Origin of the sequence: Streptomyces sp. NPDC048275 (assembly GCF_040652275.1) — a bacterium.
Classification (GTDB): Bacteria; Actinomycetota; Actinomycetes; order Streptomycetales; family Streptomycetaceae; genus Streptomyces.
The window spans coordinates 54718-67154 of sequence record NZ_JBEZLR010000049.1; the positions used below are offsets into that span (position 1 = coordinate 54718).

10 protein-coding genes and 2 tRNA genes are annotated in these 12437 nt (G+C 68.2%); 7 read left to right on the forward strand and 5 right to left on the reverse strand.

Annotated features, from left to right (window positions below):
* The first annotated feature begins 16 nt into the window (after window positions 1-16).
* Entirely contained in the window at window positions 17-1111 is a 1095-nt protein-coding gene (locus tag AB0D57_RS26545; protein WP_362077874.1) for a PDZ domain-containing protein, read from the forward strand.
* A 41-nt stretch (window positions 1112-1152) separates the two neighbouring features.
* On the opposite strand, the gene AB0D57_RS26550 is transcribed toward AB0D57_RS26545, so the two are convergent.
* Complete coding sequence (locus AB0D57_RS26550; protein ID WP_362077877.1) at window positions 1153-1695, reverse strand: PPA1309 family protein; 543 nt, start codon at window positions 1693-1695, stop codon at window positions 1153-1155.
* Window positions 1696-1859: 164 nt separating this feature from the next.
* On the opposite strand from AB0D57_RS26550, the gene AB0D57_RS26555 reads away from it, so the two are divergent.
* The 4 genes from AB0D57_RS26555 to AB0D57_RS26570 all read left to right on the forward strand — a co-directional run bounded on the left by AB0D57_RS26555 (window position 1860) and on the right by AB0D57_RS26570 (window position 7323).
* Window positions 1860-4841: a UPF0182 family protein gene (locus AB0D57_RS26555; protein WP_362077909.1), complete on the forward strand. Its 2982-nt coding sequence runs from the start codon at window positions 1860-1862 to the stop codon at window positions 4839-4841.
* Window positions 4842-4892: 51 nt separating this feature from the next.
* Window positions 4893-4966: transfer RNA gene (locus AB0D57_RS26560), tRNA-Met, on the forward strand.
* A gap of 272 nt (window positions 4967-5238) precedes the next feature.
* The gene (locus tag AB0D57_RS26565; RefSeq protein ID WP_362077880.1) at window positions 5239-7092 is read left to right on the forward strand and encodes a sel1 repeat family protein; all 1854 of its coding nucleotides are present in this window, start codon (window positions 5239-5241) and stop codon (window positions 7090-7092) included.
* A gap of 157 nt (window positions 7093-7249) precedes the next feature.
* Window positions 7250-7323, forward strand: a tRNA-Met gene (locus tag AB0D57_RS26570).
* Window positions 7324-7434: 111 nt separating this feature from the next.
* Here the strand turns inward: AB0D57_RS26570 and AB0D57_RS26575 are convergent.
* Complete coding sequence (locus AB0D57_RS26575; RefSeq protein ID WP_095747967.1) at window positions 7435-7851, reverse strand: Fur family transcriptional regulator; 417 nt, start codon at window positions 7849-7851, stop codon at window positions 7435-7437.
* A 126-nt stretch (window positions 7852-7977) separates the two neighbouring features.
* Here AB0D57_RS26575 and AB0D57_RS26580 point away from each other — a divergent pair, with 126 nt between their 5' ends.
* Entirely contained in the window at window positions 7978-9456 is a 1479-nt protein-coding gene (locus AB0D57_RS26580; RefSeq protein ID WP_362077884.1) for a catalase, read from the forward strand.
* 112 nt (window positions 9457-9568) lie between these two features.
* On the opposite strand, the gene AB0D57_RS26585 is transcribed toward AB0D57_RS26580, so the two are convergent.
* Window positions 9569-9961 (reverse strand): CBS domain-containing protein, encoded by a 393-nt coding sequence (locus AB0D57_RS26585; protein ID WP_362077887.1) that lies wholly within the window; start codon window positions 9959-9961, stop codon window positions 9569-9571.
* Between the two features lie 169 nt (window positions 9962-10130).
* Window positions 10131-10931, reverse strand: a complete 801-nt coding sequence (gene hisN, locus AB0D57_RS26590; RefSeq protein WP_362077890.1) for a histidinol-phosphatase — start codon at window positions 10929-10931, stop codon at window positions 10131-10133.
* A gap of 202 nt (window positions 10932-11133) precedes the next feature.
* Here hisN and AB0D57_RS26595 point away from each other — a divergent pair, with 202 nt between their 5' ends.
* On the forward strand, window positions 11134-11742 hold the full coding sequence (locus AB0D57_RS26595; RefSeq protein WP_362077893.1) for a TetR/AcrR family transcriptional regulator: 609 nt from the start codon (window positions 11134-11136) through the stop codon (window positions 11740-11742).
* A 155-nt stretch (window positions 11743-11897) separates the two neighbouring features.
* Here the strand turns inward: AB0D57_RS26595 and AB0D57_RS26600 are convergent, their stop codons facing one another.
* Window positions 11898-12221 (reverse strand): multidrug efflux SMR transporter, encoded by a 324-nt coding sequence (locus AB0D57_RS26600; protein ID WP_362077896.1) that lies wholly within the window; start codon window positions 12219-12221, stop codon window positions 11898-11900.
* Window positions 12222-12437 lie beyond the last annotated feature (216 nt).

Genomic DNA, 12437 nt, shown 5'->3' on the forward strand with positions numbered 1-12437 from the left:
CCCGTACTGTCGTGGCATGCCACGCCGCACCGCGACGATGCTCGCCTCCACCCTGATCCTGATCGCGCTCCTGTGCGCGGGAGTGTTCATCAAAGTGCCGTACTCGGAGATGTCACCGGGGCCGACGGTGAACACGCTGGGTGACCACGACGGCGAGCCGGTGCTGCAGATTTCCGGGCGCAAGACGTATCCGACCACCGGGCACCTGAACATGACCACCGTCCGGGTCACCAGTGCCGACTACAAGATGAACCTCGTCGAGGCCGTCTACGGGTGGCTGGCGCACGACAACAAGGTCGTCCCGCACGACACGCTCTACCCCGACGGCAAGACCGAGGAGCAGTCGACGCAGGAGAACGCGGAGGAGTTCAGCCAGTCCCAGGAGAGCGCCAAGGTCGCGGCCCTCGAGGAGCTGGACATCCCGGTGAAGTCCTGGGTGATCGTCTCCACCGTCCTCAAGGACTCCCCGGCCGAGGGCAGGCTGCACGCCGGAGATGTGATCAAGGCCGTCGACGGTACGACGGTGAAGGCGCCCGACGACGTCGCGAAGCTCGTCACCAAGCACAAGCCCGGCGACAAGGTCGTCTTCACGATCGTGCCCGCCAAGGAGCAGGCCGCGGCCGAGAAGGCGAACAAGACCGCGACCGAGACCAAGGACGTCACGATCACCACGGCGAAGTCCACCGACAGCGGCGAGGCCCGCGCCATCGTCGGTATCTCGGCCGGCACCGACCACACGTTCCCGTTCAGCATCGACATCAAGCTCGCCGACGTCGGCGGACCCAGCGCCGGACTGATGTTCGCGCTCGGCATCGTGGACAAGCTCACCCCGGGCAACCTCACCGGCGGCAAGTTCGTGGCGGGCACCGGAACCATCGACGACGAGGGAACCGTCGGACCGATCGGCGGCATCGAGATGAAGACGGTCGGCGCACGCGAGAAGGGCGCCCAGTACTTCCTGACGCCCAAGGACAACTGCGCGGCCGCCGCCAAGGACACCCCCGAGGGGCTCACGCTCGTCAAGGTCAACACCATCGACGACGCGATGAGCGCCCTCAAGGACATCAGTTCCGGCAAGACGGCCGACCTGCCGAAGTGCACCACCAAGTAGTCGGTGCACCACCGAGTGGTCCTTGGGACCACTCCGCAGGACTACTCCGCGAACGTCGCCGACAGCGCCTCCGCCAGGCCCGGCACCAGGCCCGCCCCCGTCAGGACCTCCGTCGGCGCGTCCTTCTCGCGCAGCCGCAGCGCCGAGTCGCGGGTCCCGTCACGCAGGACGCCCACCGTCATGCGCACCTCCTGGCGGTCCGGGTGCTCGGCGACCCACTTCGCGAGATTCTTCTCACTCAGGCCCTCCGGGACGGAGGCCTCCGCGGACGGCGGCAGCATCAGACGCTCCACGGTGAGCGCGCAGCCGACCACGGCGTCCGGCCAGGCGATGGTGCCGAGGAACTCGTCCAGCGGCTTTCCGGCAGGGATCTCGTCCTGCTCGATCGGGGTGAGACCGGTGGTCTCGGGCTCGTCCTGCAGGCCGAGCTGGGCCGCGAGGCCGGGTTCCTGGGCCCGCAGGCGCGCGGTGTCTACGAGGGCGAAGAGGCGGGCAGGCTGGTCCCAGCCGAGGCCGGAGGCGTACTCGTCGATCTCGAGTACGGCCCGGGTGAGCGGGCTCGATGCCATGGGAGTGTTGGACATGGTCACAATCCTGCCTCGTTAGTCCCCGGAACCGGGAACCGAGTAAAGCGTGAGTAAGTTGCATAGGTGAGGCCCCACGATCTCGGGGCCTGACGGATGGTCCGCGTTCACGGGGGCCTGACGGATCAACAGCGAACTTCGAGGTGCGCACCTTGGCTTTCCAGATGCCGGACCGCGGCGGAGGCCCGACGGGGCCACGGATCAGAGTGGGCCGACCGTCCCGGCGTGTCCGGACACTGCTCATGACACTGGGCGTACTGGCCGTACTGGCCATGGCCTTTGTCATGTTCGCGGGGTTCTGGACGGACTGGCTCTGGTATCGGTCGGTTCACTACTCGTCCGTCTTCACGACGACCCTGTGGACCAAGATCGGGCTCTTCTTCGTCTTCGGCCTGCTGATGGCGGCCTCGGTCGGCTTCAACATCTGGCTGGCACACCGGCTGCGCCCGCCGCTGAGCGCCATGTCCATGGAGCAGCAGAGCCTCGACCGGTACCGCATGGGCATCGCGCCCTACAAGAAGTGGCTGCTGCTCGGCATCACCTCCCTGGTCGGGCTGATCGCCGGCGCCTCGGCGTCCGGACAGTGGCGTACGTGGCTGATGTGGGTGAACGGAGTTTCCTTCAACCAGAAGGACCCTCAGTTCCACCTCGACATCTCCTTCTACACCTTCGACCTGCCCTGGTACCGCTTCCTGCTCGGCTTCGGCTTCGCCGCGGCCGTGCTCTCGCTGATCGCCGCCGCGCTCACGCACTACCTCTACGGCGGACTGCGGATCACCAGCCCAGGGGCGCGCGCCACGGCCGCGGCCACCGGTCACCTCTCCGTGCTCCTCGGCCTCTTCGTCGCGCTGAAGGCGATCGCCTACTGGCTCGACCGGTACGGGCTCGCGGTGAAGTCCAGTGAATTCAAGGCGACCGGAAACTGGACGGGTCTGAGGTACGTCGACGCCAACGCGTATCTGCCCGCCAAGACGATCCTGTTCTGCATCGCCGTCATCTGCGCCCTGCTGTTCTTCGCCACCCTGTGGCGGCGCACCTGGCAGCTGCCCGTCATCGGCTTCGGCCTGATGGTGCTCTCCGCGATCCTCATCGGCGGCCTGTACCCGGCGATCGTCCAGAAGTTCCAGGTTCAGCCGAACGAGCAGGCGAAGGAAGCGCCGTACGTCGAGAAGAACCTGAAGGCGACCCGCGAGGCCTACGGCATCGACGGCACCCAGGTCTCCGACTATGCGGGCACGAGCAGCACCAAGGACAACACCAAGCTGCGCGAGGACGCCGACACCACGGCGAGCATCCGCCTGCTGGACCCGAACATCGTCTCGCCGACGTTCCAGCAGCTGCAGCAGATGAAGAACTACTACGCGTTCCCGACCAACCTGGACGTCGACCGTTACAGCAAGGACGGCACGGCCGCCGAGGATCAAGACACGGTCATCGGTCTGCGCGAGCTGAACCTCAACGGCATTCCGAAGAACAACTGGATCAACGACCACTTCCGCTACACCCACGGATACGGCGTGGTCGCCGCCAAGGGCACCACGGCGACCTCCGGCGGCCGGCCGGTCTTCACCGAGTCCGACCTGCCGTCCAAGGGCGACCTGCCGACGTACGAGCAGCGGGTCTACTACGGCGAGAAGACCACGCAGTACTCGATCGTCGGCGGCCCCCAGAAGGAGATCGACTACTCCGACGACAACGGCGAGAAGACCACCAGCTACAAGGGCGACAGCGGGGTCAGCCTCTCCAACCCGATAAACCGCGCCGCGTATGCCGTGGCGTTCGGTGAGCCGCAGATCCTCTATTCGGGCGCGATCGGCGACGGTTCCCGGATCCTCTACAACCGCACCCCCAAGGACCGCGTCGAGGCGGTGGCTCCCTGGCTGACCATCGACGGCGACGCCTACCCGGCCGTGGTCGACGGGAAGATCCAGTGGATCGTCGACGCGTACACCACGACCAACGGCTACCCCTACGCCTCCCGGACCACCCTCGGCGACACCACGGCGGACTCGCTGACGGCGACCAACAACCAGCGCGCGGTGGTGGCCCAGCAGAACCAGGTCAACTACATCCGTAACTCGGTGAAGGCGACCGTCGACGCGTACACCGGCGAGGTCAAGCTCTACCAGTGGGACACCAAAGACCCGGTCCTGAAGACCTGGATGAAGGCGTTCCCGAACACGGTCGAGAAGAAGAGCGACATCTCGCAGTCGCTCATGGACCATCTGCGGTACCCGCAGGACCTGTTCAAGGTTCAGCGCGAACTGCTGACCCGCTACCACGTGAAGGACGCGGAGACGTTCCTCAGCGGCAGCGAGGTGTGGCAGGTCCCGGACGAACCGACGAACAAGTCGGGCGACGCGGTGCCGCCGTACTACCTGAGCATGAAGATGCCCGACCAGCAGGCCCAGGCGTTCTCCCTGACGACGACGTTCACGCCGAACGGCCGGGACAACCTGAGCGCCTTCATGTCGGTCAACGCCGAGGCGGGGACCAGCGACTACGGCAAGATCAGAATTCTGAAACTGCCGACGAGCGAACCGGTCGACGGGCCCAAACAGGTCCAGAGCCAGTTCAACTCCGAACAGGACATCGCCGAGTCGATCAGACTTCTGAGAGGCGGCGACTCGGAAGTCGAGTACGGCAATCTGCTGACGGTCCCGCTCGACGGAGGACTGCTCTATGTGGAGCCAGTCTTCGTACGCGGCAGTGAGCTCAAGTACCCGCTGCTGCGCAAGGTGCTCGTGACCTACGGAGGCAAAACCGCCTTCGAGGACACGCTCGACCAGGCGCTCAACAAGATCTTCGACACGGAGAGTCCGACCGCCCCGCCGGCCGACGACGGGACCACGACACCACCGCCGACGTCGAGCGATCCGACGGTCCAGGAGGCGCTCACCGATGCCCAGAAGGCCTTCGACGAGGGCCAGCAAGCCCTCAAGGAGAGCGACTGGGACGCGTACGGCAAAGCGCAGCAGGATCTTGAGGACGCGCTGAAGCGGGCCGCGGACGCGCAAGCCAAGGCCGAGAAGTCCAGCGGCAGCGGCGGCAGTGAGAGCAGCGACAAGGGCAGTAGTCCGAGCAGTAGTCCCAGTACCGGTTCCAGCAGTGGCCCCAGCAGCGACGAGAGCTCGGGCAGCAGCTGATCGGCTGGTCAGAGGCCATCCCCGCGCCGTGGTACGGTTGAGTCACAACGGCGCGGGGTGGAGCAGCTCGGTAGCTCGCTGGGCTCATAACCCAGAGGTCGCAGGTTCAAATCCTGTCCCCGCTACTGAAAAGCGAAGGCCCGGATCCTCAAGGATCCGGGCCTTCGCTGTGTGCTGTGCGGGCACGTGCGTACTACGCCTGTATGACGACGTGCGTACGACTTCTGCGCGCGATGTGTACGGCGGTGGTGGGCGACGCGCCCGAAGACTGCTGCATACGTGGGGAGTTGGGAAATTTGTGTTTGACTTGTCTCTCTGTGGGCATGTCGACAAAACGCTGAAGTGACCTCACTGACTGCGGTATACCAGGTGTACCCAGGTTGCAGGTGGTGCGACGATGGACGTTATGGGGGACAAGGCAACTCTGTTGGATACAGGGCGATTTGTACGGCCTTCAGACCGGGACGAAACCGGCGAGGCTGCGGAGGCCGAGGCTGTGGAAGCCGAGGCCGTGGAGGAAGCACGCCAGCGGCTCGCCGCCGAGGCCGGCGACGTCGAGGCGATGAGCGTCCTCGGTGCGATGCTGCTGCGCCGCGGCGATCTCGACGGAGCCGAGCCTCAGTTGCGCGCCGCCACCGCCGCCGGTGACCGCGCCGCCGCCAACAATCTGGGTGTCCTCCTGCACCAGCGCGGGTACGCCGACGATGCCGCCGGGTGGTGGCGGATCGCCGCTGTCGCCGGGTCCACGGCCGCCGCGCACGCGCTCGGGCGCTACCACCGCGAGCGGGGCGACGAGCCCGCCGCCGAGTACTGGCTGCGCCAGTCCGCCGAGCAGGGGCACGCCCTCGGGGCGTACGCGCTCGCCGATCTGCTGGAGCACCGCGGTGATGTCGGTGCGGAGCAGTGGATGCGGGCCGCGGCCGAGCGCGGGCACCGCGAGGCCGCGTACCGGCTGGCGCGCACGCTCGATCGCAAGGCCGCGGACGCGGGCGAGCGCAGAGCTGACAACGGTGTCATCGGAGTGATAGGTGCCGCCGGAGAAGAGGCTGAGCAGTGGTACCGGCAGGCTGCCGCGCGCGGACACCGGCGGGCCGCGCTGCATCTCGGGGCGATCCTCGAGAAGCGGGGCCATCTCAAGGAGGCGGGGCGCTGGTATCTGACGTCGGCCAAGGACGGCGAGGCACGGGCCGCGTGTGCGCTCGGGTTCCTGCTGCGTGACGCGGGCGACACCGAGAGCGCCGCCGTGTGGTGGCTGCGGGCCGCGCAGGACGGCGACGGCAACGCGGCCAACGCACTGGGCGCGCTGCATGCCGAGCGCGGCGAGACGCAGACCGCCGAGCGGTGGTACCGCGCCGCCATGGACGCCGGTGACGTGAACGGCGCGTACAACCTCGGTCTGCTCTGCGCCGAGCAGGGGCGGACCGCGCAGGCCGAGCAGTGGTACCGGCGGGCCGCGTACGCGGGGCACCGGGAGGCCGCGAACGCCTTGGCGATCCTGTTGCTGCAGGTCGGGGACGCGGCCGGGGCCGAGCCCTGGTTCTCCAAGGCCGCGGAGGCCGGGAGCGTGGACGCCGCGTTCAATCTCGGGATTCTGCATGCCGGGCGGGCGACCGAGGACGACGACGCGGCCGCCCTGCGGTGGTACGAGCGGGCGGCGGCGGCCGGGCACACCGAGGCGGCGCTTCAGGTGGGCATCGCGCGGCTGCGGGAGGGGGACGAGCGGGAGGCCGAGCAGCATCTGCGGTGCGCGGCGGGGGGCGGTAGCGCGGAGGCCGCGTACCGGCTTGCCGCCGTGCTCGACGCGCGGCGCCCGCCGGCGCCCGCGCACGAGCTCGGGGAGCCCGCGCACGAGAAGAGCGAGTGCGAGGAGTGGTACGAGCGGGCGGCGTCCCAGGGGCATCGGCGGGCGCAGGTGCGGGTCGGGATGCTGGCCGCCGCACGTGGCGATGTCGTGGAGGCGGCTCGGTGGTACCGGGAGGCCGCGGAGGCCGGGTCACGGAACGGGGCGTTCAACCTTGGGCTGCTGCTGGCTCGGGAGGGGAGCGAGCCGGAGGCCGCGCTGTGGTGGACTCGGGCGGCGGATGCGGGGCATGGGCGGGCGGCGCTTCGGCTGGCCCTCGTCTATGCGCGGCGGGGGGAGCTGACGGAGGGGCAGCGGTGGGCCGACCGGGCCGTTTCGCTGGGGCCCGCGGAGGTGTCCGAGCGGGCGGCTCGGTTGCGGGATGCCTTGCGGCAGGAGTTGTCTGCGTGAGGTGGCTTTGTGGTGGGGGTGCCGCCCCACCCGGCCCCCGTATCGGCCTGAACAGCCTCGTCCTCAAGCGCCGAAGGGTCGTGGGTGCGGACCGGAGGAGGGGGTCTGAAAGCGATTTGCGCTGGTCCCGTGGTTAACGTAGTGTTCAGTTCAACGACGCGGGGTGGAGCAGCTCGGTAGCTCGCTGGGCTCATAACCCAGAGGTCGCAGGTTCAAATCCTGTCCCCGCTACTGAAAAACGTAAGGCCCGGATCCTTCAGGATCCGGGCCTTCGTCATGTGCGGGTGCCGACGGCAACGAGAAGCCCCGGCACGCTCAGGTGCCGGGGCTCCAGTGCGAGCTTTACGCCGCCGCGCAGTTCGGGCACACGCCCCGGTACGTCACCTCGACGTCCGAGACCGTGAAGCCGAAGCGCTCCGAGTCGGGGAGGTCGGCCAGCGGGTTGCCGCTCGGGTGGACGTCGCGGATCGCGCCGCACTGGGCGCACACCAGGTGGTGGTGCGGCCGGTGCGCGTTGGGGTCGTACCGCTTGGCGCGCTTGTCCGTGGCGACCTCGAGCACCTCGCCGAGCGAGACCAGCTCACCCAGCGTGTTGTAGACGGTCGCCCGGGAGATCTCGGGCAGCTTGGCGACGGCGCGCGCGTGCACCTCGTCGGCTGTCAGGTGGACGTGGTCGCCGTCAAGGACCTCGGCCACGACACGCCGCTGCGCGGTCATTCGCCATCCGCGTCCGCGCAGCCGTTCCAGTAGGTCACTCATACAGACCAGATTAACAGCAAGGAGACCAGATCCCGAACAGGTGTGACTTTGGAAGCTCACTTGACTTAGACATTGTCCATTGTAGGATCGGGTTCGACATTGGCCGATGTGCAGGTACGGGCAGGAATGACGCAGGAGGCGCACGTGACGCAGGGACCGCTTACGACGGAGGCCGGCGCGCCGGTTGCCGACAATCAGAACAGCGAGACCGCGGGCGTCGGCGGGCCCGTCCTCGTTCAGGATCAGCTGCTGCTCGAGAAGCTCGCGCACTTCAACCGTGAGCGCATCCCGGAGCGCGTCGTGCATGCGCGCGGTGCTGGCGCGTACGGCACCTTCACGCTGACCCGTGACGTCTCGCAGTGGACGCGCGCGAAGTTCCTCTCCGAGGTCGGCAAACAGACCGAGACCTTCCTGCGCTTCTCCACCGTGGCCGGCAACCTCGGCTCCGCCGACGCCGTCCGTGACCCGCGGGGCTGGGCGCTGAAGTTCTACACCGAAGAGGGCAACTACGACCTCGTCGGCAACAACACCCCGGTGTTCTTCATCAAGGACGCCATCAAGTTCCCCGACTTCATCCACACCCAGAAGCGCGACCCGTACACGGGCTCGCAGGAGGCCGACAACGTGTGGGACTTCTGGGGGCTGAGCCCCGAGTCCACCCACCAGGTCACCTGGCTCTTCGGTGACCGCGGCATCCCCGCCTCGTACCGTCACATGAACGGCTACGGCTCGCACACCTATCAGTGGAACAACGAGGCCGGCGAGGTCTTCTGGGTCAAGTACCACTTCAAGACCGACCAGGGCATCAAGAACCTGACCTCGGAAGAGGCCGCAGCGATCGCCGGTGAGGACCCGGACTCCCACCAGCGCGACCTGCGCGAGTCCATCGAGCGCGGTGACTTCCCGTCGTGGACCGTGCAGGTGCAGATCATGCCGGCGACCGAGGCGGCGAACTACCGCTTCAACCCGTTCGACCTCACCAAGGTGTGGCCGCACGAGGACTATCCGCCGGTCGAGATCGGCAAGCTGGAGCTCAACCGCAACCCGGAGAACATCTTCGCCGAGGTCGAGCAGAGCATTTTCTCCCCGGCTCACTTCGTGCCGGGCATCGGGCCGTCGCCCGACAAGATGCTCCAGGGCCGTCTGTTCGCGTACGGCGACGCGCACCGCTACCGCGTCGGCATCAACGCCGACCACCTGCCGGTGAACCGCCCGCACGCCACCGAGGCGCGTACGAACAGCCGTGACGGCTTCCTGTACGACGGCCGCCACAAGGGCGCGAAGAACTACGAGCCGAACAGCTTCGGTGGCCCGTTCCAGACGGACAGGCCACTGTGGCAGCCGATCGCGGTCACCGGCCGCACCGGCGACACCGAGGCGCCCTCGCACGCTGAGGACACCGACTTCGTGCAGGCGGGCAACCTCTACCGGCTGATGTCCGAGGACGAGAAGGACCGTCTGGTCGAGAACCTCGCGGGCTTCATCGCCAAGGTCTCCCGTGACGACATCGCCGAGCGCGCGATCAACAACTTCCGTCAGGCGGACGGAGACTTCGGCAAGCGGCTGGAGACCGCGGTCCAGGCCCGGCGCCCCCTTTGCGCCTAAACCGGCGCCGCTCTCGCGGACGTGGTTGCTCGCCGTGGGGGTTCCTCAATTGATGGTTGCGGTTTGACACGGCGCCTGGGTGGACCCTGTCCATACAGGCGCCGTCGTGTGCTCAGGCCGGTACGCGCTGACGGGCCGGTGCCCAGCAGCGGATGATGTCGCGGACCGAGACGATGCCGACCGGACCGCTCGAGTCGAGCACGATCAGATGCCGGAATCCGCCGTGCGACATGGCTGCCGCGGCTTCGTCCAGGGTCCAGGCGGGGGCGGCGAAGACGACGTCGGTGGTGGTGTGGGAGCCTGCGGCCTCCGCGTCCGGGTTCTGGCCGAGGGCGAGTGAGTTGAGGATGTCACGCTCGGTGAGGATGCCGATACCGCTGGACTCCTCGTCGAGGACGACAGCCGCGCCGACGTGGCGTGTGGACATCAGGCGGGCCGCCTGGCGGAGGGTGTGTGCCGGGCCGATGGTGAGGACCACCGTGCTCATGGCGTCGCGGACGAGCATGGACGGAGCCACCTCCTTGGTGAAGCGCCCAGCCTGGTGAAGCACCAAGAGAAGCGATTCACAAGTTCACAAGTGGGGGGACTCTCAGAGTCGCAGTTAAAGAGAGGGTCAACAAGGGGGCGCGTGCCGTGAGTTCAGGGGCGCCCGGGGGCGTCCCTGGAACCCCAGGTCAGTACCGCTGGTTCAGATACCCCAGCAGTTCGTCGTGGAGGATGCTGTTCGACGCGGCCGCGTTGCCGCTGTGCGGGCCCGGGCGGCCGTCGAGGCCGGTGAAGGAACCGCCCGCCTCGGTCACCACGATCGCGGTCGCCGCCATGTCCCAGAGTGACAGCTCGGGCTCTGCGCAGATGTCGACCGAGCCCTCGGCGACCATCATGTACGGCCAGAAGTCGCCGTATCCGCGGGTGCGCCAGACGGCCTTCGTGAGGTCCAGGAAGCCGTCGAGGCGGCCCTGGTCCTCCCAGCCGGACAGGGACGAGTACGCGAAGGAGGCGTCGGCCATCCGCGAGACCTGCGAGACCTGGAGGCGGGACGCGGCGGACAGGCTGCGCCCGGTGAACGCGCCGTGGCCCTTCGCCGCCCACCAGCGGCGGCTCAGCGCGGGTGCGGAGACGACCCCGACGACCGGCTGGTAGCCACCCTCGCCCGCCTCCATCAGGGAGATCAGCGTGGCCCAGACGGGCACACCGCGCACGTAGTTCTTGGTGCCGTCGATCGGGTCGATCACCCAGCGGCGCGGGCCCGTGCCCTCGATGCCGTACTCCTCGCCGAGGATCGCGTCGCGCGGCCGCGCCCGCTGGAGGTGGCCGCGGATCAGCTCCTCGGCGGCCTTGTCCGCCTCGCTCACCGGCGTCATGTCCGGCTTCGTCTCGACCTTGAGGTCGAGCGCCTTGAACCGGTCCATCGTCGCGGCGTCGGCGGCATCCGCCAGGACATGGGCGAGGCGCAGGTCATCGCGATAATCGGGCATGACTGCACCGTATATCGCTCACTTGGACCACAGCCATACGGCCTCGTTGATCGCCGACGCCGTACGGCATGGAGATCGTCGGGGGTGATCGCGGCGCCCGGCGCCCGGCGTACGCCCCTCGGCGCCGCCGCGAACCCTTGACAGTGCGCGTGTGCGCGTCAAATCTGAGCTGCAGTGCCGCCCGCTCGCCCCAGGGAGGCGAATGATGCCTGCAGCGCGGGAATCTCTTCTGGACGCTGCCTACACGGCGCTCGTACGCCGCCCGTGGTCCACGGTGCGGATGATCGACGTCGCCGGTGTGGCCGGAGTGTCCCGCCAGACGCTTTACAACGAGTTCGGCAGTAAGGAGGGTCTCGCCCGTGCCCTCGTCCGCCGCGAGGCCGACGGCTATCTCGCGGGCGTCGAGCGCGCGCTGGCCGCCCACGCGGACGCGCGCGAGCGACTGGTCGCGACGGCCGAGTGGACCACGTCGGCGGCCCGGAGCAACGCGATCGTACGGGCCGTGCTCACCGGCTGCTGGAGCGAGCGGTTGCCCTCGCCGACGCTTTCGGCGGTGCCGTCGTCCTCCGCGGTGCCGGCGCAGCGGCGGGCCGACGGGCCCCTGCCGTCGCCGGGCGACATGGTGGCTCTCGTGCGGGATCGGGCCGTCGCCGCATTGTCCGGTCCCGGGGTGACCAGGGGGGATGCCGTCGAGCTGGCGGGGGTGTGTGAGGTGGTGGTGCGGTTGTCGTTGTCCTGTGTGGCGGCTCCGGCGGGGGACGGTGGGGTGACGGAGCTGGTGAGGAGGGCGCTGCCTCGGCAGTGGCTGTGAGCGCCTTCCGGGGTTCCTCGGCATCTGCGTGCGTGCGTGGGTGCGGCGGACGTGTGGCTGCTCGCGCCCACTCGGCGGAGCCGCACCATGTCACAGCCTTGCGCCCACGCGGCGAGCCGCACCATGTCACAGCCCCGAGCCCCTGGAGGGGCGCTCTACTGGGACGAGCCTGAGAGTTGGAGGCCGATGACCCCGATGATCACCAGGCTGATGGAGACGATCTTCAGGGTGGAGACCAGGTCGCCCAGGAAGACCATGCCGTAGATGGCCGTGCCCGCGGCGCCGATGCCGGTCCACACCGCGTAGGCCGGGCCGACGTCGAGCTTCTTCAGGGAGAGGGTCAGCAGGCCGAAACTGCCGAGGGCGAAGACACAAAAGGCGATCGTCGGCCAGAGTCTGCTGAAGCCGTGCGAGAGCTTCAGGCATACGGCGAAGCCGGTTTCGAGCAATCCCGCCACAACGACCAGCAGCCACGCCATGTCTTGTCCTCCCGCGTCCGCACGTCGACTGCTTCGTCTGGCTTGGGTCAGGCTTGGTGCGATTATGCATTTGCCGACCCGCTAACCACTTACCGACCGGCCGCGGACGCAAACAACACGGAGGTCAGACACTCCATGTCGTTGGGATGTCAAGCGGGCTGGGGGGAGGCGTGGTGTGACCACGCGGTTGCTTCGTCGTAAGTGGTTCGGGTCCTG